20 protein-coding genes and 1 pseudogene are annotated in these 20,819 nt (G+C 69.4%); 11 read left to right on the top strand and 10 right to left on the bottom strand.

Annotated features, from left to right (window positions below):
* Window positions 1-19: 19 nt before the first annotated feature.
* Window positions 20-883, bottom strand: a complete 864-nt coding sequence (locus BLW44_RS11530) for a serine hydrolase domain-containing protein (RefSeq protein WP_060925738.1) — start codon at window positions 881-883, stop codon at window positions 20-22.
* The gene (locus tag BLW44_RS11525; protein WP_060925739.1) at window positions 880-2,049 is read right to left on the bottom strand and encodes an acyltransferase family protein; all 1,170 of its coding nucleotides are present in this window, start codon (window positions 2,047-2,049) and stop codon (window positions 880-882) included. Before BLW44_RS11525 ends, BLW44_RS11530 begins: the two co-directional genes overlap by 4 nt.
* A 109-nt stretch (window positions 2,050-2,158) precedes the next feature.
* On the opposite strand from BLW44_RS11525, the gene BLW44_RS11520 reads away from it, so the two are divergent.
* The 3 genes from BLW44_RS11520 to BLW44_RS11510 all read left to right on the top strand — a co-directional run bounded on the left by BLW44_RS11520 (window position 2,159) and on the right by BLW44_RS11510 (window position 5,454).
* Complete coding sequence (locus tag BLW44_RS11520; RefSeq protein WP_060926018.1) at window positions 2,159-3,382, top strand: LLM class flavin-dependent oxidoreductase; 1,224 nt, start codon at window positions 2,159-2,161, stop codon at window positions 3,380-3,382.
* 1 nt (window position 3,383) lies between these two features.
* Window positions 3,384-4,028, top strand: a complete 645-nt coding sequence (locus BLW44_RS11515; protein WP_060925740.1) for an FMN reductase — start codon at window positions 3,384-3,386, stop codon at window positions 4,026-4,028.
* 73 nt (window positions 4,029-4,101) lie between these two features.
* The gene (locus BLW44_RS11510) at window positions 4,102-5,454 is read left to right on the top strand and encodes an FAD-binding oxidoreductase (RefSeq protein ID WP_060925741.1); all 1,353 of its coding nucleotides are present in this window, start codon (window positions 4,102-4,104) and stop codon (window positions 5,452-5,454) included.
* 13 nt (window positions 5,455-5,467) lie between these two features.
* Here the strand turns inward: BLW44_RS11510 and BLW44_RS11505 are convergent, their stop codons facing one another.
* Both BLW44_RS11505 and BLW44_RS11500 read right to left on the bottom strand, forming a co-directional pair.
* The gene (locus BLW44_RS11505; protein ID WP_060925742.1) at window positions 5,468-6,163 is read right to left on the bottom strand and encodes a response regulator; all 696 of its coding nucleotides are present in this window, start codon (window positions 6,161-6,163) and stop codon (window positions 5,468-5,470) included.
* The gene (locus BLW44_RS11500; RefSeq protein WP_060926019.1) at window positions 6,160-7,431 is read right to left on the bottom strand and encodes a sensor histidine kinase; all 1,272 of its coding nucleotides are present in this window, start codon (window positions 7,429-7,431) and stop codon (window positions 6,160-6,162) included. Before BLW44_RS11500 ends, BLW44_RS11505 begins: the two co-directional genes overlap by 4 nt.
* A 161-nt stretch (window positions 7,432-7,592) precedes the next feature.
* Between BLW44_RS11500 and BLW44_RS11495 the strand changes: the two genes are divergently transcribed.
* Entirely contained in the window at window positions 7,593-9,032 is a 1,440-nt protein-coding gene (locus BLW44_RS11495) for a cation:dicarboxylate symporter family transporter (protein ID WP_060926020.1), read from the top strand.
* 84 nt (window positions 9,033-9,116) lie between these two features.
* Here BLW44_RS11495 and BLW44_RS18020 read toward each other — a convergent pair whose 3' ends face one another.
* Both BLW44_RS18020 and BLW44_RS11490 read right to left on the bottom strand, forming a co-directional pair.
* On the bottom strand, window positions 9,117-9,293 hold the full coding sequence (locus tag BLW44_RS18020; protein ID WP_167347446.1) for a DUF5302 domain-containing protein: 177 nt from the start codon (window positions 9,291-9,293) through the stop codon (window positions 9,117-9,119).
* A gap of 38 nt (window positions 9,294-9,331) precedes the next feature.
* Complete coding sequence (locus BLW44_RS11490) at window positions 9,332-9,904, bottom strand: DedA family protein (protein WP_245647340.1); 573 nt, start codon at window positions 9,902-9,904, stop codon at window positions 9,332-9,334.
* Window positions 9,905-10,082: 178 nt separating this feature from the next.
* Here BLW44_RS11490 and BLW44_RS11485 point away from each other — a divergent pair.
* Together BLW44_RS11485 and BLW44_RS18265 are read left to right on the top strand one after the other, a co-directional pair.
* Window positions 10,083-11,642: pseudogene (locus tag BLW44_RS11485) on the top strand (glycosyltransferase); the annotation flags it as partial.
* A 71-nt stretch (window positions 11,643-11,713) separates the two neighbouring features.
* Window positions 11,714-11,983 carry a hypothetical protein gene (locus tag BLW44_RS18265; protein ID WP_254775126.1) on the top strand — a complete coding sequence of 90 codons (270 nt, stop codon included), beginning with the start codon at window positions 11,714-11,716 and terminating at the stop codon, window positions 11,981-11,983.
* Window positions 11,984-12,026: 43 nt separating this feature from the next.
* Here BLW44_RS18265 and BLW44_RS11480 read toward each other — a convergent pair whose 3' ends face one another.
* A complete protein-coding gene (locus tag BLW44_RS11480; protein WP_060925744.1) occupies window positions 12,027-13,337 on the bottom strand; it encodes a UDP-glucose dehydrogenase family protein in 1,311 nt (436 codons plus the stop codon).
* Window positions 13,338-13,701: 364 nt separating this feature from the next.
* Here BLW44_RS11480 and BLW44_RS11475 point away from each other — a divergent pair, with 364 nt between their 5' ends.
* From BLW44_RS11475 to BLW44_RS11455, 5 genes are all read left to right on the top strand, one after another.
* Window positions 13,702-15,978 carry a polyribonucleotide nucleotidyltransferase gene (locus BLW44_RS11475; protein WP_060925745.1) on the top strand — a complete coding sequence of 759 codons (2,277 nt, stop codon included), beginning with the start codon at window positions 13,702-13,704 and terminating at the stop codon, window positions 15,976-15,978.
* A 216-nt stretch (window positions 15,979-16,194) separates the two neighbouring features.
* Entirely contained in the window at window positions 16,195-17,223 is a 1,029-nt protein-coding gene (locus BLW44_RS11470; protein WP_060925746.1) for an aldo/keto reductase, read from the top strand.
* An 80-nt stretch (window positions 17,224-17,303) separates the two neighbouring features.
* Window positions 17,304-17,906 carry a histidine phosphatase family protein gene (locus BLW44_RS11465; protein ID WP_060925747.1) on the top strand — a complete coding sequence of 201 codons (603 nt, stop codon included), beginning with the start codon at window positions 17,304-17,306 and terminating at the stop codon, window positions 17,904-17,906.
* Window positions 17,907-17,965: 59 nt separating this feature from the next.
* Window positions 17,966-18,706, top strand: coding sequence for a 4-hydroxy-tetrahydrodipicolinate reductase (gene dapB / locus BLW44_RS11460; protein ID WP_060925748.1), 741 nt, complete (start codon window positions 17,966-17,968; stop codon window positions 18,704-18,706).
* Window positions 18,706-19,140 carry a tetratricopeptide repeat protein gene (locus BLW44_RS11455; RefSeq protein ID WP_060925749.1) on the top strand — a complete coding sequence of 145 codons (435 nt, stop codon included), beginning with the start codon at window positions 18,706-18,708 and terminating at the stop codon, window positions 19,138-19,140. Before dapB ends, BLW44_RS11455 begins: the two co-directional genes overlap by 1 nt.
* A gap of 75 nt (window positions 19,141-19,215) precedes the next feature.
* Here BLW44_RS11455 and BLW44_RS11450 read toward each other — a convergent pair whose 3' ends face one another.
* The 3 genes from BLW44_RS11450 to BLW44_RS11440 all read right to left on the bottom strand — a co-directional run bounded on the left by BLW44_RS11450 (window position 19,216) and on the right by BLW44_RS11440 (window position 20,726).
* Entirely contained in the window at window positions 19,216-19,641 is a 426-nt protein-coding gene (locus BLW44_RS11450; protein ID WP_060925750.1) for an OsmC family peroxiredoxin, read from the bottom strand.
* An 84-nt stretch (window positions 19,642-19,725) separates the two neighbouring features.
* Window positions 19,726-20,292: a DUF4395 domain-containing protein gene (locus tag BLW44_RS11445; RefSeq protein WP_060925751.1), complete on the bottom strand. Its 567-nt coding sequence runs from the start codon at window positions 20,290-20,292 to the stop codon at window positions 19,726-19,728.
* Between the two features lie 20 nt (window positions 20,293-20,312).
* On the bottom strand, window positions 20,313-20,726 hold the full coding sequence (locus BLW44_RS11440; protein WP_060925752.1) for a TlpA family protein disulfide reductase: 414 nt from the start codon (window positions 20,724-20,726) through the stop codon (window positions 20,313-20,315).
* Between the last annotated feature and the right edge of the window lie 93 nt (window positions 20,727-20,819).

Genomic DNA, 20,819 nt, shown 5'->3' with positions numbered 1-20,819 from the left:
GTCGGGCGCGTCGCGAGCGTCAACCCCCGATGACCTCGGCGATGAAGGCCACGAAGGCATCCGCACCGAAGTGATCGTCGGCCGTGACCGTGACGACCGTGTCGCCGGCGAAGACCAGCAGCTGGCCATAGGCGCCATGCAGTCGCCAGACGGGGCCAGGGCCGTCCCACCCGCTGAGCGCGTATCGCGCGTAGCCCGGGTTCTGGCCGGCGACCACCCAGTCCGAGCGCATGGCATCGATCACGGCACGCGGCACGAGCCGGCGACCCTCCCAGGTCCCGCCGTCTCTGATCAGGCGACCGAGACGGGCGAGTTCCTCGGTGCGCAGCGCGATCCCTTCGCCGCCCAGGACGCGCCCGCGAGGGCAGCGCGCCCAGACGACGTCGGCGAGGCCGAGCGGCTCGAGGAGCCGAGGCCGCAGGTAGTCGACGATGTCGCCGACCTGCTCCGCCAGCGCCATCATCGCCGTGTACGTGCTGGCGTTGGAGTACTGGAAGACGCGTCCGCGCGACGGTCGTGCGAGGAACTCCGCGGCGAGATCCGGCCAGTCCGTCATCATCGTCTCCGACCAGGGGAGGTCGATACCGCTGGTCATCGAGAGGAGGTGGCGGAGGGTCACCTCGTCGACGCCGTCGCCCAGTGCGTGATCGGGGAGGTGGCGTCCCACCGGATCATCCAGCGAGAGCAGCCCCTCGTGCTCGGCCAGCCCGATCGCGAGGACGCTCACGCCCTTCGCGACGGAGTGGATCTCCTCCCGTGCATCCGCCGTCCAGCGGTGCGCGGCGACATCATCGCCGGCGAGGACGTGCAGGCCGTGCGCGTCGAACCCCGTGGCATCCGCTCGGGCGACCAGCCTGTCGCGGATCCGTTCGGCGCGCGTCACTTCTTCTCGCCGGGGCGTTCGATGGGGCGCTCGGTCGGCCGCGGGCGTCGAGAGCCGGTCGGGTCGCTGCGGTGGCCCTCGCGAGTGGCGAGCGCGGGATCGACGAAGAGCCAGCGGGGGCGGGGTTCCACGAGAGGACGGAACAGCCAGCGGACGGGCTTCGTCGCGAGCGCCAGGGCGAGGACGACCGAGAGCAGGGTGACCAGCGGCAGCCACAACCAGGTCGGGTCGAGGTCGCGCAGCGCACCGGACTCGCGGAACGGGTACAGCACGAACGAGTGCAGCAGGAAGACGTACATCGTGTACTGGCCGAAGCGCGTCCACCAGTAGGTCCCGCGCGGGATGAGAGCGAAGAACGCCGCGCTGAGCAGCACCGCGAGCACCATCAGTGCGATCCGGACGCCGCCCGCCCACCACTGCTCGCCGCCGAGGTCCGCGTAGGCATCCTCGTAGAACAGCCAGTGCCGCAGATCGAGCTCCTTCCAGAGATCGATCCAGTTCCAGGCGGCGAATGCCGTGCCACCCAGGATCAGCACGCTGACCGCGCGGATCCACCACGGACGCAGGTCCAGCAGCCGGAAGCGTGCGACGACGTCGCGCTCTCGCAGCCACCACCCCAGGGTGAAGAAGGGAAGCAGTCCGAGCGTGCGCGAGAGCGAGAACGTGCTGTCGACGTTGGGGAGGTACCCCACCCCGATCGAGATGATGACGGTCCACAGCAGGGGCCACCGCAGCAGCGCGAGATAGGGGAGGATCAGGCGGAAGATGCCGAGCGCGAGGAGGAACCACAGCGTCCACGACGGTTTTGTGAGGTTGGGGCCCACCTGCCCCTCGACCAGCCACTTCGTGAGCGTCCACAGGAACTCGAAGATGACGTACGGGACGAGGATGTCGGTGATCACGCGCGCCATCTGCACGCGCGTCGGCGATCCCGACTTCGAGAAATAGCCCGAGATGATCGCGAAGGCGGGCATGTGGAACGCGTAGAGCGCGAGGTAGGACGCCAGCGCGATGTCGGAGTCGTACGTGAGACGCTGGATGGCGTGCCCCAGGACGACCAGGACGATGCAGGCGTAGCGGGCGTTGTCCCAGAAGGGGACCCGTCTGCGGGGCTTCTGCACGGATCCGGTGGCGGGGGTCGTCGCGTCGGCTCCGGCACTGTTCATCCTCCGAGGCTACTCGGGGAATAAAGTTGCTCGCATCGCGTTGACTCAGATACATTCAAATGAATAGAACCGGATGCAGGGCATCCGATTCGGAGAAGACGGAGCAATCATGAGCGAGCAGGCAGGCGTCCCGGTGCAGTTCGGCATCATGTCGGTCAGCGACATCACCCGCGACCCGACCACGGGCGAGACGCCGAGTGAGCAGGAGCGGATCAAGGCGACCCTCGCGATCGCCAAGCACAGCGAAGAGGTCGGACTCGATGTCTTCGCGATCGGCGAGCACCACAACCCTCCGTTCTGGTCATCGAGCCCCACGACGTTCCTCGCCGCCCTCGCGGCGCAGACCGAGCGGCTGATCGTGTCGACCTCGACGACCCTCATCACGACCAACGACCCGGTCCGCATCGCCGAGGAGTATGCGATGCTGCAGCACGTCTCGGACGGCCGCATGGACCTCATGCTCGGCCGCGGCAACACCGGCCCGGTGTACCCCTGGTTCGGCCAGGACATCCGTCAGGGCCTTCCGCTCGCGATCGAGAACTACGCGCTGCTGCACAAGCTGTGGCGTGAGGACGTCGTGAACTGGGAGGGCAAGTTCCGCACGCCGCTGCAGGGCTTCACCTCGACGCCGCGTCCGCTCGACGGTATCGCACCCTTCGTCTGGCACGGGTCGATCCGCACGCCCGAGATCGCCGAGCAGGCGGCCTACTACGGCGACGGCTTCTTCGCCAACAACATCTTCTGGCCGAAGGAGCACTACCAGCGCCTGATCGAGCTGTACCGTCAGCGGTTCGCGCACTACGGACACGGAACGCCCGAGCAGGCGATCGTCGGGCTCGGCGGACAGGTGTTCATGGCCGCGAAGTCGCAGGATGCTGTGAATCAGTTCCGTCCGTACTTCGACAACGCCCCTGTCTACGGTCACGGGCCGAGCATGGAGGACTTCACCGAGATGACCCCGCTGACCGTTGGGTCCCCTCAGCAGGTGATCGACCGCTACGCCGCGATGCGCGAGCACTACGGCGACTATCAGCGTCAGCTCTTCCTCATCGATCACGCCGGTCTGCCGCTGAAGACGGTGCTCGAGCAGCTCGACATCCTCGGCTCTGAGGTCGTCCCGGTGCTGCGCAAGGAGCTCGCGAAGGACCGCCCTGTCACGGTGCCCGACGCACCCACTCACGCTTCGCGCGTGAAGGCGGAGTTCGGAGACGGTCCCACGCGTCAGGCCCGTCCTGGTGCGAACCGGGGCGACAACCTGACCGGCGACTCGCCCTACCAGGACTCGCCGGCGCCCGCCGGCGCGGCCTTCGGTCTCGCCCGGAAGGAGGCGTGAGATGACGATGCGTCGGATCGCAGTCGTGTCCGCCGGTCTGTCGAATCCCTCGTCGACCCGGATGCTCGCGGATCGTCTCGCGGCCGAGACCGTGAAGGCCCTGGCTGGACACGACATCGAAGCGAGCGTCGACGTGATCGAGCTGCGCGACTACGCGCACGACATCACGAACAACCTGCTCACCGGCTTCGCACCGGCCGCCCTCGAGACCGCGATCAACACCGTGGTGTCGGCGGATGGCCTCATCGCCGTCACGCCGATCTTCTCGACGAGCTACAACGGACTCTTCAAGTCGTTCATCGACGTGCTCGATCCCGACGCGCTCACCGGCAAGCCCGTGCTGATCGGCGCGAACGCCGGAACCGCGCGGCACTCGCTGGCGATCGACTACGCCATCCGTCCGCTGTTCGCCTACCTGCACGCCGACGCGGTGTCGACGGGCGTGTTCGCGGCGTCGAGCGACTGGGGTGCAGCCGCCGATCAGGTGGCCCCGCTCGCGAAGCGGGTGGAGAAGGGCGCGCGCGAGCTCGCGGACGCGATCGCCCGACGGGAGACGGCGACCGTCGAGGACCCGTACGATCCTGCGACCTATCTCGGCGAGGGACGTTCCTTCGGGCACATGCTCGGGGGCCTCGCGGGGGAGTGACCGCTCGCGTCGTTCCCCGCGGTGGGGCCATGGTGGCATCGACAATGTCCGAGGGGCATCGTACGGTGACGTCATGGCCCCTCTCTCTGTCCTGGACGACGCGCGAACCGCGCTGAGCGGATCTCTCCTCCTTCCCGACGACGAGCAGTACGACGCGGCGCGCAGGCCGTGGAACCTGGCCGTCGAGCAGCATCCGGCCGGTGTGGCCGCTCCCGCCGACGTCGACGACCTGCGCACCCTGCTGCACGCCGCCCGCGATGCGGGCGTGACGCTGGCGGTGCAGCCCAGCGGTCACGGAGCCTCCGGCGACCTCGCCGGCGCCGTGATCGTGCGGATGACCGCGTTCGACGAGCTGTCCGTCGACCTGGGCGCCGGCATCGTGCGCGTCGGCAGCGGGGTGCGCTGGGGAACCGTGGTCGACGCGCTCGAGGGCACGGGCTGGGTCGCGCCGGCCGGCACGAGTCCCGTCGTCAGCGTCGCGGGGTACACGCTCGGCGGGGGCCACTCCTGGTCCAGCCGCACGGCGGGCCTCGGGTCGGACAACCTGCGTGCGGTCTGGCTGCTGCGCGCAGACGGCACGCACGAGCGGGTCGACGACGACAGCGATCCCGACCTCATGTGGGCGATCCGCGGTGCCGGCGGTGTCGTCGGGGTCGTCACTGCGCTCGAGATCGATCTCGTCCCCGCGCCGTCGGTGTGGGGCGCAGGGCTGACGTTCGATGCTGCGGACGCGACGGCGGTGATCCGCGCCGTGCGCGATCTCGTGGCCGATGCGCCGTCGTCGCTGAACGTGTTCCTCAACTCGATGCGCATGCCCGACGCCCCGCAGCTTCCGGCCGAGATCCGCGGGCGGAGCTTCGTCACCGTCCAGGCGCTGTCCACTCAGGGGCCCGCCGAGGCGCTGATCGACCGCATCAGGGCCGCGGGCACCGTACAGCGGGAGATGACGGGAGCGACGACTCCTCGGACCATCGCCGACGCGAGTCCGGAGCCGACCGAGCCGACGCCGGGTCGAGGGGCGTCCGCGGCGTTGTCCGCACTCGACGACGACACGATCGATGCTCTCGTCGAGTTCCGAGGACGTCCGGAGCAGTGGCCGATCATGGGCATCGACCTGCGGATGCTCGGCGGTGCACTCGACGCCCCTCGACGCGCGGGTTTCGCCTCGCTCGTCGACGCGCGGTGGCTCGTGCATGCGCTCGTTCCGAATCTCCCCGGGGTGCCCGCCGAACCAGGGGACGCGAGCGTGCGAGGTTTCGGCGACGTGCTGGCGCACGCGCTCGCACCGCACACCGTCCCGACCTTCCTCGGCCCTGACCAGACCCTCGACGGCTGCGGCGACTCCGCGGCGATCGATCGGCTGCGCGCGCTGCGCGGCGAGACAGACCCCGAGCAGCTGCTGCACGAAGGACGGCTCCCGCGCTGACGGCGCGTCGAGATCAGTCGGCTTCGTCCTCGCGTCGCTTCCAGCCGTACTCGGTCTCGGGTCGTCCGCGGGCGCCGTAGCGCGCGCTGCGCACGAGCACGCCCGTCGAGGCGAGGTGCTCGAGGTATCGCCGTACCGCGACCCTGGACATGCCCAGTAGCTCGGCAGCCTCGGTGGCGGACAGTGCAGGGCCGCGACGCACTGCGCTCGTCACCCTCTGCAGCGTGTCCGCCGACAGTCCCTTGGGAACGGCGACCGTCCCGGTCGCGCGACCCAGCAGCGCGTCGATCTCGGCCTGGGTGGCCTCGCCGGCGGTCGCTCGAGCCTGCTCCCGATGGGTGCGGTAGTCGATCAGACGCTCCTGGAACCTGGCGAACGGGAACGGCTTGACGAGGTACTGGTAGACGCCCAGGGCCGCCATCTGCCGCACGGTCTCCGCATCCCTGACCCCGGTGATCGCGATCACATCGACGGAGGCGGAGCGCGCCCTCAGCGCCCGCAGCACGTCGATGCCCGAGCCGTCCGGCATCGTGATGTCGAGGAGCACGAGATCGAAGGGCTCGGCCGTCGATCGATCGAGCACGGCATGCACGGCCGCGCGAGCGCCCGTGCACTCGCCGCCCACCACGAAGCCTTCGATCCGCTCGAGGTAGGTGCGGTGCAGCTCGAGCGTCAGCGGGTCGTCATCGACCAGGAGTGTGCGGATCACTGCTTCGTCGCCCCTCTCGGCGGCGGGAGCACGACGCGGAAGGTCGTCGGGCCGGAGGAGACCTCGACCGTGCCGCCGGCGCCGAGCACCACGGAATGGACCAGCGCGAGACCCACACCACGTCCCTGCGCTCCGGCGGGCTTGGTCGAGAAGCCCTGGGCGAAGATCCGCTCGCGCAACTCCGGCGCGACGCCAGGGCCGCTGTCGGAGACCTCCAGCACGATGCCGCCTGCGTCGGCGGCCTCCAGCGTCACCCTGACCCAGCGGTCGTCCGCGAGCGAGGCGGCATCCATCGCGTTGTCGATGAGATTCCCCAGGACCGCGACGCTCTCGACGGGGGTCAACGGGGACTTCGGAGTCTCGGGCTCGATGCGCACGTGCCAGTCGATGCCCCGCTCCTTGGCCTGCGACGCCTTGCCGAGCAGCAGCGCCCCGACTGCGGGATCTCCGGCCCGGCGCGCCGTCACCTGGTCGACGAGGGACTGGCTCTGCCGCGACGTCTCGGTCAGGATCTCGATCGCCTCGCCGCTGCGTCCCAGCTCGATCAGAGCGACCGCCGTGTGCATGCGGTTGCCGTGCTCGTGCGTCTGGGCGCGCAGCGCGTCCCCGAGAGTGCGCAGCGACTCGTACGATGCCACCGCGTCGCGCACCTGTCCGGGCGGCAGGTCGCCGGCGATCCGCCTGGTCACCCGGCGGGCGACGAGGGCTCCGAGCACCCCGAGCGCGATCAGGCCGACGGTGATGCCGATCGACAGGGGGAGGCGGCGCACGAGGGTCTCCGAGATCGACTCGATGGTCACCCCCGCAGACACCCAGCCGATCAGCTCGTCGTCCGCCGTCCGGACGGGGACGATCGTGCGGACGGAGGGCCCGAGCGTCCCGGTGAAGACCTCTGTGTGGGCGACCGGTCGGTCGGGGATCGTGCCGAGATAGCGCTCGCCGATGCGATCCACGTCGGGATGGGTGATCCGGGTGCCGTCCGGCAGCATGATGGTCACGAAGTCGAGGCTGGCCCCGGCGACGACGTCGAGGGCGTACGGCTCCAGCGTGCGGGTCGCATCGTCGGGATCCAGATCCCTGAGCGTCTCGACCACGAGCGGCGACGCGGCGAGCGTCACGGCTGTCGCCGCAGTGACCCGCTCGGCCTCGGTGTGGGTGGCGCGCTGCGCGTCGACGACCAGGAAGACGGCCACGAGGGCGCCGACCACGACCGCTGCGGCGATGAGCACGAGGAACACCCGTGATGCCGTGCTGCGGGCGGGTCTCATCGCATCCTTCCGATCGACGGTGATCGCGGGGGTCGTGATCTCGGTAGGGACCAATACGACCACAAATGGCGTGCCGAGGGGAAGTCGAGGACGGTGAACGTACCGACGGCGACGCAGCCGACGCTCATGTGACGAAGACGTTCATGCTCAAGGAGGAAAACATGGCCATCACGACAGGGTTCTCCCTTCCCGGATTCCACTGGCGCCGAGGCAAGCAGGCGTGGGACCGGCACACCTGGCTGTACGTGTCGGTGATCATCGCGGTCGTCCTCGGAGCAGCTGTCGGGCTCATCTGGCCGGAGGTCGGTCAGAGTCTGGAGCCGATCGGCAAGGGCTTCGTCTCGCTCATCAAGATGATGATCGCGCCGATCATCTTCTGCACCATCGTGGTGGGCGTCGGCTCGATCGCGAAGGCGGCGACCGTGGGCAAGATCGGCGGCCTGGCGCTGCTGTACTTCATGGTGATGTCCACGTTCGCACTCGCGATCGGCCTGGTGGTCGGCAACATCATCCACCCGGGTGCCGGTCTCGACATGGCGAACTCGTCGTACGACGCGACCGAGACCGAGGCCAAGACGACCACGGAGTTCATCCTCGGCATCATCCCGACGACGTTCTTCTCGGCCTTCACCGGCGAGAGCGTGCTGCAGGTGCTGTTCATCGCCCTGCTGGTCGGCTTCGCGCTCCAGGGGCTCGGCGAACGCGGCGCTCCCATCATGGATGCGGTGAAGAACCTGCAGAAGCTCGTCTTCCGCATCCTCGGCATGATCCTGTGGCTCGCACCGCTCGGAGCGTTCGGCGCCATCGCGGCGGTCGTCGGCAAGACGGGCATCGCGGCGATCTGGAGCCTGGGCGTGCTCATGGTCGCGTTCTACATCACGTGCATCGTCTTCATCGTGGTCGTGCTGGGCACGCTGCTGTTCGCGGTGACGCGGGTCAACATCTTCAGCCTGGTGAAGTACCTCGCCAGGGAGTACCTGCTGATCGTGGGCACCTCGTCGTCCGAATCCGCGCTGCCGCGGCTCATCGCCAAGATGGAGCACATCGGCGTCTCCAAGCCGGTGGTCGGCATCACGGTGCCGACCGGCTACTCCTTCAATCTCGACGGCACCGCCATCTACCTGACGATGGCCTCGCTCTTCATCGCCACCGGGATGGGGCAGCCGATGTCGATCGGCGAGCAGATCGGCCTGCTCGTCTTCATGATCATCGCGAGCAAGGGGGCGGCCGGCGTGACAGGGGCGGGGCTCGCCACGCTCGCCGGCGGACTGCAGGCCTACCGACCCGACCTGGTCGACGGCGTCGGTGTGATCGTGGGCATCGACCGCTTCATGTCCGAGGGACGTGCGCTGACCAACTTCACCGGTAACGCGGTCGCGACCCTGCTCATCGGCACCTGGACCCGCCAGATCGACCGGGAGCGTGTGCAGCAGGTGCTGAGCGGGGCGATCCCGTTCGAGGAGTCGCAGCTCGACGGCGTCGACGAGCACGGGATGACGGACGAGCGCGCAGCCGTCGACATCCAGGGGCTCAAGGAGTCGGCGCTCGATGAGATGGCAGCCAAGGAGGAGCGGGCTCGGGCTCGCGCCGCGCAGGGCTGACAGACAGGCCTGAGCAGCACCTGAGCCCTGCTCCACCGAAGGGGATGCGGGAGTCGACGGTCGTCGGCTCCCGCATCCGTGTGGTCAACCGCTCTTGCGTCGGAACTCGCGCCGCGTCTGCGGAGCTGCCGCGCCGTGGACGGCGGAGTCGCCATCCAGGTGGGACTCGCCCTGCCGGTGGTGCGCGTTCTTCTTCTCGAGCGCTTCCTTGAACTTGCGCTTCATCTCCTCGGTGGAGGAGGCGCCATCGTCGGTGCTCATGCTCGCCAGCCTATGCCACGCCTGGTGTCGATGCGAGATCACCGGCGCAGGCGGCGGGACACGACGTCGATCGCGGCGCCCAGGGCGACTGCGACCGCGACCGAGACCACGACGGCCACCACCGGGCCGCCTGGCACGAGCACTGCGACCACGGCACCGACGGAGGCCTGGTACGCCGCCCATCCGAGTGCGGCGAGGGAGACCAGGCAGAGGTACCGGCCGACCGGGAGACGCGAGGCGCCGGCGACCAGGTTGATCGCGAGCCGCGCGAACGGAACGAACCGCGCCGTGAACAGCACGGTCGCCGTGCCACCGTCCAGCCGTCGTCGTGCCCACCCCAGAGCGCGCTGCACGCGTGGAGCCCGCATCCAGGCCCAGCGTTCGGTGCCGACCGTGCGCCCGATCAGGTAGCAGCAGACGTCTCCGGCAGCGGCGGCGACGGCCGCGCAGACCACCACGCTCCAGAGCGGTGGGGTACCCGCCGTCGAGCTCAGTGCGCCGAGCGCGGTGACGGCGATCTCACCAGGGACGATCACGAAGAACGCGTCGCCGAAGACGAGCAGGACCATGATCGCCAGGCTCCACGGGCCGGAGAGCAGGTCGGAGGGCACACCTCCACAGTGCGGTCCGCAGGTGAACGGCAACCGACGGCGGGATAGCCGGTGACCGGCGATCCAGCATCCGGTGAACTTCTGGTGCTCCGGTGGGGTTCCGCGTTCCCGAGGCGTCATCGCGCTGCATCCTGGGGATGTGAGAGTCGCGATCGTGACAGAGTCCTTCCTTCCGCACATGAACGGTGTGACCGGATCCGTGCTGCAGATCCTCAGACACCTCGAGCGCACCGGGCACGAGGCGCACGTGATCGCCCCGGATGCCGTCGGCATGCCTACGGCGATCGGCGAGGTCGCGATCGAACCCATTCCCAGCCTCGCACTCCCGGGCTACCCGGGAGTGCGGGTGGGTACGTCACCGGCCCGCAGAGTCGCCGCGTCGCTGCGGCGTTTCCACCCCGACGTCGTGCATCTCGCCTCCCCGTTCGCCCTCGGGTGGCGAGGGGCGCTCGCCGCGGAGCAGCTCGACATCGCCTCCGTCGCCGCCTACCAGACGGATGTCGCCGCCTACACCGAGCGGTACCGGGTGCCGGCGACGACCGGATTCGCCCAGACCCACATCGCGAGGCTGCACCGGCGGGCGACGCTGACGCTCGCGCCCTCGGCCGAGTCCGCGAGTCAGCTCGCCGCCCTCGGAGTGGACAGGGTGCGGCGCTGGGGCAGGGGAGTGGATGCCGAGCGCTTCCAGCCGTCTCGGCGCAGCGCCGCGCTGCGCGCAGGGTGGGATGCGCCCGTGGTGATCGGATACGTCGGCCGCCTCGCCCCTGAGAAGCAGGTGGAGGACCTGGCCGTCCTGCAGGACCTCCCGGGGGTCCGACTCGTGATCGTCGGTGACGGCCCCTCCAGAGCGAAGCTGGAGGCGAAGGTGCCGTCCGCGCTCTTCCTCGGTCATCTCGAGGGCGACAGCCTTGCGGCGGCCATGGCCTCGTTCGACATCTTCGTGCACCCAGGGGAGAGCGAGACCTTCGGCCAGACCCTCCAGGAAGCTCATGCGAGCGGAGTGCCGGTGGTCGCCACAGGGCGGGGAGGACCACTCGATCTGGTGCGGATGGGGATCGACGGCTGGCTCTACCGCCCTGGTGACCTCGACGACCTTCGGATGCGGGTCGCCGACCTCGTCGGAGACGCCCGCAAGCGTCGCGCCTTCGGCGACGCAGGATGCCTGTCAGTGCAGGAGCGCAGCTGGGCGAGTGTCTGCGACCAGCTGCTCGGACACTTCGAGGAGGCGCGCGCGCTGCGTGCCGTCGACTCCGGTCTGAGCGCTCGCCGCGCCACCCGTCCCGAGACCTCGGCTCCGGTCGAGCGTCGACCGTGGCGCCGCTACGTCGCACTCGGCGACTCGCTCACCGAAGGCCTCTGCGATCCGGCGCCCGATGGAGCCCTGCGGGGATGGGCCGACCGACTCGCACTTCTGCTCTCCGCAAGGGGTGGACTCCACTACGCGAACCTCGCGATCCGGTCGAAGCGCGTCCGCGACGTCTGCACCATCCAGCTGCCCAGGGCGCTGGAACTCCGACCCGACCTCGTCTCGATCCTCATCGGCGCGAATGACCTCGTGAAGCCGACCGTCGACGTGCCCGCGCTCGCCGCGGAGCTCGAAGACGCAGTGGTGCGCCTGAGGAGCGCCGGAGCGGATGTCGTGCTCGTCACGCCGTTCCTGCCTCGACGGCGCGCGGCGTCGATCTATACGCGACGGTTCGCGGCGTTCGCCGTCGCGCTCGCCGGCATCGCGACGCGCACGGGCGCGATACTCATCGACACCGACCTGCACCCCAGGCTGCCGGACCGGGAGAACTGGGGGAGGACCTCGTGCATCTCAGCAGTCGAGGGCACCGCTTCCTCGCTTACCGGGCGGGCGAGGTGCTCGGAGTCCCGCACGCCGAGGCGCTGGGTGCCCTGGACGCCGCACTGCACGAGCACGAGCGGATCGGCGCGGGGCTGTGGTGGCGACGGCACGCGCTTCCCTGGGCATGGCGCCGGCTGCGAGGGCGCGCCGCCGGTGACGGCCGGGCGGCCAAGCACGACGACTACGTCTACCTCGGGCGGTCCTCCGCGCCCCGGAGCGTCGAGGTCGGCTGAGCGTCGCGGCCGAGCGCCGCGACGTCCGGTGGTGCGAGTCGGGTCAGCGACGCCCCATGCCGTGGTACTTCCACCCGGCCGCACGCCAGGCGGCGGCATCCAGGCAGTTGCGGCCGTCGATCACGATCCGTCCCGCGACGAGCGACCCGGCGTGCTCCGGCGTCAGGTCGCGGCGGTAGAGGTCCCACTCGGTGACGATCACCACGGCATCCGCATCCCGGAGAGCGTCATCGCGCTCGGCCGCATAGCCGAGCTGCGGATGCGCGGCCTCCGCGTTCGCGAGGGCGGCGGGATCGGTGACGACGACGTCTGCGCCCAGTCCACGCAGCCGCACGGCGACATCGAGCGCCGGAGAGTCGCGGATATCGTCGCTGAACGGCTTGAAAGCAGCGCCGAGCACGGCGATCCGGCGTCCGAAGACGAGGCCGCCGAGGGCGTCGACGACGAGTCGGACCGCTCGATCCCTGCGCCGCAGGTTGATCGAGTCGACCTCGCGGAGGAAGCCGACCGCCTCGCCCCGCCCGAGCTCTTCGGCGCGTGCGGCGAAGGCGCGGATGTCCTTGGGGAGGCAGCCGCCGCCGAAGCCGATACCGGATCCCAGGTAGCGGCGACCGATCCGACCGTCATGGCCGATGGCGTCGGCGAGCAGGGTGACATCGGCGCCGGCGGCCTCCGCGATCTCGGCCATCGCGTTGATGAACGAGATCTTCGTGGCGAGGAACGCGTTCGCCGCGCCCTTCACCAGCTCCGCCGTGGCGAGGTCGGTGATCAGGAAGGGCGTCCCGGCTTCGAGAGCCGGGCGGTATGCCTCTCGGAGCAGGTCGGCAGCGCGTTCGCCGTCCGGGCCTGAGGGGACGCCCACCACCAGCCGGTCGGGCGTGAGCGTGTCGTGCACGGCCCACCCCTCTCGCAGGAACTCCGGGTTCCACACGAGCGTCGCCCCCGACCCGGCCATCTGCGATGCGAGCCGCTCCGCGGTGCCGACGGGCACCGTCGACTTGCCGGCGACGACGTCGCCTGGCCGCAGGTGGGCGAGGAGCGCCGACATCGCCGCATCGACGAACCGGAGGTCGGCCGCGTGGCCGCCGACGATCTGCGGAGTGCCGACGGCGAGGAAGTGGATGTCGGATCCCGCGGCATCCGACATGTCCGTGCTGAACCTCAGCCTCCCGCTCGCGAGACCCTCCTGCAGGAGTTCGCCCAGTTGCGGCTCGAAGAACGGCGCCACACCGTCCGCGAGCGCGGCGACCTTCCGCTCGTCGACGTCTATGCCGACGACGTCGTGTCCGATCGAGGCCATCGCGGCGGCGTGCACGGCACCGAGGTACCCGCATCCGATCACTGACATGCGCATTCACTCAGGACAGCGGATGCTCCTCTCCCGCGGGCGACCGGGTGGTGAACCGCGGATGACCGGACGATGTCGGAACCGACGGCACGGCCGATCACGAGGGATTCGCGGGCGCCGCTGATAGGCTGGGATGCGGTCGACGCATGTCGACCGCACAATTGCATATCGACTCATGGAGCGATCGGCGGAGAGCTGGTCCCCTGTGGTGGGTTCCTCGGCGCGATGTCGGGTGGCTTTCTACTGGTGGCCAGCGCAGGTGAGATTCGCGGGATTGCCCGCGCGCCCGTATCCGGCCGCATCCGCTCCTTCATGAACACGCTCGCGCGTCACACGGATTCGCGAGTCTAAACAAAGAAGGAGAGACCTCTTGGAAGGTCCTGAAATCACCGCCACCGAGGCCGTTCTCGACAACGGCCGCTTCGGCACCCGCACCATCCGCTTCGAGACCGGCCGCCTCGCGCAGCAGGCTCAGGGCGCAGTCGCCGCGTACCTCGACGGCGAGACCATGCTCCTCTCGGCCACCAGCGCAGGCAAGCACCCGCGCGAGGGCTTCGACTTCTTCCCGCTGACGGTCGACGTCGAGGAGCGCTCCTACGCCGCAGGCAAGATCCCCGGTTCGTTCTTCCGTCGCGAGGGTCGCCCCTCGACCGAGGCGATCCTGGTCTGCCGTCTCATCGACCGTCCGCTGCGCCCGTCGTTCGTCGACGGTCTGCGCAACGAGGTCCAGATCGTCATCACGGTCCTCTCGATCGCCCCGGGTGAGTTCTACGACGCACTCGCGATCAACGCGGCCTCCGCGTCGACCCAGATCTCGGGCCTGCCGTTCTCCGGCCCCGTCGCCGGTGTGCGCCTCGCGTTCATCCCGGGTCACGGGGACCACGCGGACCAGTGGGTCGCGTTCCCGACGGCCGAGCAGGTCAGCGAGGCCGTGTTCGACCTCATCGTCGCCGGTCGCGTCGTCACCAAGGCCGACGGCTCTGAAGACGTCGCGATCATGATGGTCGAGGCCGAGGCCACCGAGGGCAGCTGGAACCTGATCAAGGCCGGCGCCACGAAGCCCGACGAGGCGATCGTCGCCCAGGGTCTCGAGGCCTCGAAGCCCTTCATCGCCCAGCTCGTCAAGGCTCAGGCAGAGCTCGCCGCCACCGCGTCGAAGGAGCCGGGTGTGTACCCGGTCTTCCCGCCGTACTCCAGCGAGGTCTACGACTTCGTGGCAGAGCGCTCCTACGACGACCTGGTGAACGTCTACCAGATCGCCGACAAGCAGGAGCGTCAGGCCGCAGACGACGCCGTCAAGGACCGCGTCAAGGCGCAGCTCATCGAAGCGGTCGAGGCAGGCAACCTGCCCGCGGGCGCTCCGCTCGAGTTCTCCGCGGCCTACAAGTCGGTCACGAAGAAGATCGTCCGTGGTCGCATCCTCACGGAGAGCGTGCGCATGGACGGTCGTGGCCTGGCGGACATCCGTCCGCTGGACGCAGAGGTGCAGGTCATCCCGCGCGTGCACGGCTCGGCGATCTTCCAGCGCGGCGAGACCCAGATCATGGGTGTCACCACGCTGAACATGCTCAAGATGGAGCAGCAGATCGACTCGCTGTCGCCCACGACGAGCAAGCGCTACATGCACCACTACAACTTCCCGCCCTACTCGACCGGTGAGACCGGCCGTGTCGGGTCGCCGAAGCGTCGCGAGATCGGGCACGGCTTCCTGGCCGAGCGCGCGCTCGTGCCGGTGCTGCCGAGCCGCGAGGAGTTCCCCTACGCGATCCGCCAGGTGTCCGAGGCGCTGAGCTCGAACGGCTCGACGTCGATGGGCTCCGTCTGCGCATCGACCCTGTCGCTGCTGAACGCGGGTGTGCCGCTGCGCGCAGCCGTCGCCGGCATCGCCATGGGGCTCGTGTCCGACGAGGTCGATGGAGAGACGCGCTACGCCGCTCTCACCGACATCCTGGGCGCTGAGGATGCACTCGGCGACATGGACTTCAAGGTCGCCGGAACGAGCGAGTTCGTCACGGCGATCCAGCTCGACACGAAGCTCGACGGCATCCCGTCGTCGGTCCTCGCCGGCGCGCTGACCCAGGCCCGCGACGCGCGTCTGACGATCCTCAACGTGCTGAACTCGGCGATCGACGCTCCCGACGAGATGGCGCCGACCGCGCCTCGCGTCATCAGCGTGCAGATCCCGGTCGACAAGATCGGCGAGCTGATCGGCCCGAAGGGCAAGACGATCAACGCGATCCAGGACGAGACCGGTGCACAGATCTCCATCGAGGAGGACGGCACCGTCTACATCGGCGCGACCGACGGCCCGTCGGCCGAGGCCGCCCGCGCCCAGGTCAACGCGATCGCGAACCCGACGAACCCCGAGGTCGGCGAGCAGTTCCTCGGAACCGTCGTCAAGATCGCGACATTCGGTGCGTTCGTCTCGCTCCTCCCGGGCAAGGACGGACTGCTCCACGTCACTGAGGTGCGCAAGCTCGCCGGTGGCAAGCGGGTGGAGAACGTCGACGACGTCCTGTCGGTCGGTCAGAAGATCCTCGTGAAGATCACGAAGATCGACGACCGCGGCAAGCTGTCGCTCGAGCCCGTGCTCGACGACGCTCCCGCAGCGGACGCCGCTCCTGCAGAAGAGGCCGCAGCCGAGTAATCGAGCCGCTTCGAACCGAAGCCCGGATCGTCCTCGCGGACGGTCCGGGCTTCGTCGTATCCGCTGTGATCAAACCGTTATGGGAAGTTCTTGCGCCGTTCCCCGGATTGGTCGGCGAGTTCGCCGTTGTCGCCTACTCTCGAAGTACGCACCGGGGGGTGCATCCATGGCAGTGACGCAGGTCGGTTCGCACCGATCGACGCGGGGGTGAGGGATATGCGGTTGTTCAGCGTAGGCGCAGGAGCGTCGGCTGAGCGCGCTCAGTCCGACTCGGCAGAGCACCCTTCCGCCCCGATCCCGATCGTCGGACCCGGCGTCGGTGAGAGCATCCGGGTGCCGCTCGGCGAGACGGGCATCGACACCTTCCCGTTGATGCTCGGCGCCGCGGAGTTCGGCTGGAATGTCGATCTCGAGACGAGTCACGGCATCCTCGATCGCTATGTCGAGTTCGGCGGCAACGCGATCCACACCGCCGACGGCTTCTCCGGCGGCCGCAGCGAGCACATCATCGGGCAGTGGCTGCGCTCGCGCGGACAGCGTGATCGCTCCCTGCTCAGCGTGCGTATCGGTGCGCACGCCGACAATCCCGGTCTCGGGTCGGTCAACCTCGTCCGCGCGGTCGAGGGATCGCTGACCAGGCTGGGGGTCGAGCGGATCGACGTGCTCTACCTCGATGCGACGCTCGATCGCACCACCAACCTCGAAGACACGCTCGCGACGGTCGAGTGGCTGGTCGATGCCGGCAAGATCGGTGCACTCGGCGCATTCGGGTTCGCGCCGGAGCGACTCGTCGAAGCGCGCATCCTCGCGTCAGCGGGCTACCCCCGCATCGAGGTCATCGACTCGCCGTACAACCTCATCCGCCGGCAGCCTTTCGAGGGAGACCTGCGACTCGTGGCCGGGGCTCAGAACCTCGCCGTGACGCCATCGCATGCCCTCGAGCACGGGTTCCTCTCGGGGCGGCATCGCAGCAAAGCGCTCGCCTCCCGCGGAGTCCGGGGCGAGCAGCTGCGCGGCCACCTCAACCGGCGGGGCACGAAGATCCTTCGCGCGCTCGACCAGGTCGCCACGGAGCTGGACGTGCCGGTCGCGGCGGTGTCGATTGCCTGGCTGCTCGCGCAGCGCACCATCGCCGCCCCGATCGTCAACACGTTCGCAACGGACCACGTCGATGAGCTGATGCAGGGCGCAGGGGTCACGCTCTCACGTGCCCAGGTCGCCGAACTCACCCGCGCCGGCAACTGAGCGTCGTCACACCCCTGTCACATCCCTGGCATAGGGTGGAGTGAATCCCGGCGGACGCTGTCGATGAAGCGAGCGAGTTTGTGACGCATTACATATATCTGGTCAGACACGGTGAACATCAGGACGCCGAACACGGTCTCGCCGACGGACCACTTTCGCCGCGCGGTCAGCGGCAGGCGGAGCTCATCGCCGACCGGCTCTCCGGTCTGCCGCTCGACGCCGTCTGGCATTCGCCGCTGCTACGCGCGAACGAAACAGCGCGAGCGATCGCGGCGCGCCTGCCGTCTGTCGACCCCGAGCCGACGGCGCTCCTGTTCGACTGTGTGCCGACGGGGATGACCGAGGAGACCCCGGCGTCGTACGAGCCTTTCTTCGGCTCGATCACCGAAGCGGAGCTCGATGCCGGGCGCGCGCAGATGTTCGATGCGGTCAACGAGTTCCTGGTGCGCAAGCCAGGAGACGTGCACGAGGTCCTCATCACACACAACTTCGTGATCTCGTGGTTCGTGCGCGAGGTCCTCGGGGCCCCGGAATGGCGCTGGATGACCCTCAACCAGGCGCACTGCGGCCTCACGGTGATCGCTCAGAAGCAGGGCCGCCCCTGGACACTGCTGACCCACAATGACACGGGGCACCTCCCGGTGGAGCTCCGTACGGGCATCCCCGACGCGATGCCGGTCTGATTCGGTGTGCTGCGGCCCGCCGCGGCGGTCGGCGTGCTTGCGAGAAATAGACTGAACGCATGACCACGCAGGTAGCACTCGTCGGCGGAACCGGGAAGCTCGGGTCGATCATCCACGCGGTGATCGACGATCTCGAGGGCTTCGAGGTGAGCCGCGTGCTCACCTCTCAGAGCGATCTGGCGGAGATCGCGGGGGCCGACCTGGTCATCGACGCGACCACTCCTCAGGTCAGCGTCGACGTCGTGCGCGCCGCCGTCGAACGGCGCATCAACGTGCTGGTCGCGACGTCCGGCTGGTCGAACGAACGGATCGCACTCGTGCGCCCGCTGGTGGTGGATGCCGGATCCGGCGTCGTCTTCATCCCGAACTTCTCGCTCGGCTCCGTGCTGGGGTCGGCTCTGGCTGCAGCGGCCGCGCCGTTCTTCGGGTCGGCCGAGATCGTCGAGGCCCACCACGCGGCGAAGGTCGACTCTCCGAGCGGCACCGCCGTGCGCACCGCAGAGCTCATCGCCGCCGCCCGCTCCGAACAGGGCCCGGTCAGCGCGCCGCACGCCGATCAGCGTGCCCGCGGTCAGCAGGTCGGCAGCGTGCCGATCCACTCGCTGCGGCGCCCTGGTGTCGTGGCCAAGCAGGAGGTCATCCTCTCCGGCCCCGGTGAGTCGCTCACATTCACGCACGACACCGTCGAGCCGGCGCTGGCCTATGCGCCCGGCATCCGCCTCGCCGTCCCGTTCGCGGCCGACGCCGTCGGCGTCTTCGTCGGCCTCGAGAGCATGATCGACATCGGCATCCGCTCGTGATGTCGCGCATCGGCGTCGGCCTCATGGCCGCCGCGCTGCTCGTCTACCTCGCGGTCGCCGTCTGGCTCGCGGTGATGTTCTTCGCCGTCGGCACACCGGTGTCGATCGGAATGGGCATCGCACTCATCGTGCTCGCTCCGATCGGCGCCTGGGCGCTGGTGCGGGAGATGCAGTTCGGCTTCTCCGCCGATCGCCTCGGCCGCACCCTGGACGCCGAGGGCGGGATGCCCCCGGTCGAGACCGAGCTCACGCCGAGCGGACGGATCGCGCGCGCCGATGCGGATGCGCTGATCGCCCGCTACAGCGCAGAAGCCGATGCGGCGCCCGAGGACTGGCGGGCGCGCTACCGTCTGGGCGTGGTCCAGGACGCCTCGGGCCGTCGCAAGGACGCGCGAGCGAGCATTCGCCAGGCGATCCGTCTCGCACGCAGCTGAGCGTCGCGCGGTGAGCGGACGGTCTCTCGCGCGCTGACTGTGCGGCCGCGGTGCCGACCGCGGCCGCGACTGCGATCAGGCCAGCGTCGCCTCGAGGGTGATCTCGATCCCTGCGAGAGCCTGGGATACGGGGCAGCCGACCTTCGCCTCTGCGGCGATGGTCTGGAAGGCCTCTGGCGTGAGTCCCGGCACGACGGCGTTGACGTTGAGGTGGCTGCCGGTGATGCCGACGCCCGGCTTGAATGTGACCGAGGCGCTGGTGTCCACGCGCTCGGGCGGGGTTCCGTTCTCCGACAGCGCGTGCGAGAGCGCCATGCTGAAGCACGAGGCGTGCGCGGCTGCGATCAGCTCCTCCGGCGTGGTCGTCGTGTCGCTGCCCTCGCTGCGGGCCTTCCAGTTGATCGGGAAGGTGCCGAGTTTGGATGAGGAGAATGCCACGGTGCCCGAGCCCTCGGCCAGGGAGCCGGTCCAGGTGGTGGTCGCTTCGCTGGTGACGGGCATGATTCCTCCGGTTCTCGCGCTGCGGGATGTGCGAGGCGCGTGTCCGGCCAGCCTACCGAGCGGCGCTCGGCGGCGGAACAGCGCTCACGCCGGGGATGCCGGGCGGCCGAGCACGCCGGCGCGCTGCAGCAGCAGGTAGAGCTGGCAGCCGAGGCAGAACGAGAACGCCGCGTTGAGGAACGCGGCGATGAAGGCCGCCGCCGTCGCGAGGGGGAGCGCCCACGGCACGCCGGCGAGGTGCAGCATGAGGCCGACCGTGACGACGAAGAGCCCGACGCCCTGCGCGAAGCGCGGGGGACGCGGATCCTCGAACTCCGTCGGAGGAGCGAGGCGGGGGCGCACGAACCGGCGGAAGACGACGCCCCACGGTGCGGTGGCGGGGGAGACGACGCTCCAGAGGAAGAGCAGCGCCACGAGGAGGCTGAGGAGGAAGCCCGGGTCGAGCGCGCGTTCGGGCAGCGAGGCGGCGGACACGGCCCAGGTGTGCCAATCGAGTCGCGCAGAGGCGAGAGGCTGGTAGGCGAACCAGCCGAAGGAACGCGCCGTCGAGATGCCGATCAGTCCGAGGAAGGTGGCCGCGAGGAGCAGCACGGTCGTGATCGTGGCCGCGAACCGCGGTCCTCGAGGGTCGATGCCTGCGGGAGTCGTCATGGGTGCTCCGATCCTCCGCCTCAGACGGCGGCGAGTGCGTCGATGAGGGCGTCGCGCTGTGGAACGCCGTTGAATCGTGCGCGCACCGTGCCGGTGCCGTCGACGAGAAATGTGGTGGGCGTCTGCAGGATCCGGTACCGCGCCGACAGGTCGGGTCGACGGGTGAGGTCGACCTCCACATGACGCAGGCCCTCGTGCGCGGCGGCGTAGCCGCTGAGCATCCGGCGCACCTGCGGGCATCGCGTGCAGACCTCGGTGCTGAACTGCACGAGCGTGGCGCGGGCGCCCAGTTCCGCGGCATCCGCGTCCGCCGGGTCGAAGCGCAGGCGGCCCCCGTCGCGCCGACGTCCGTCGAGGAGGCGCAGGGTCAGGCCTGCCGCTGCCGCCAGCACGAGCAGTGCGAGGGCTGCAGTCAGGGCGAGCGCGGGGGACATGCCTCGAGGATAGAGGCGATGGATCGTGGCGGAGGCGGATGTGTCGCATCGTGACGATCCGGCTCCGCGGGCCCGGGGGCGGGTAGTCTGGCT

Source organism: Microbacterium hydrocarbonoxydans, from assembly GCF_900105205.1.
GTDB lineage: Bacteria > Actinomycetota > Actinomycetes > Actinomycetales > Microbacteriaceae > Microbacterium > Microbacterium hydrocarbonoxydans.
This window is presented reverse-complemented; position numbering and strand designations above follow the sequence as displayed.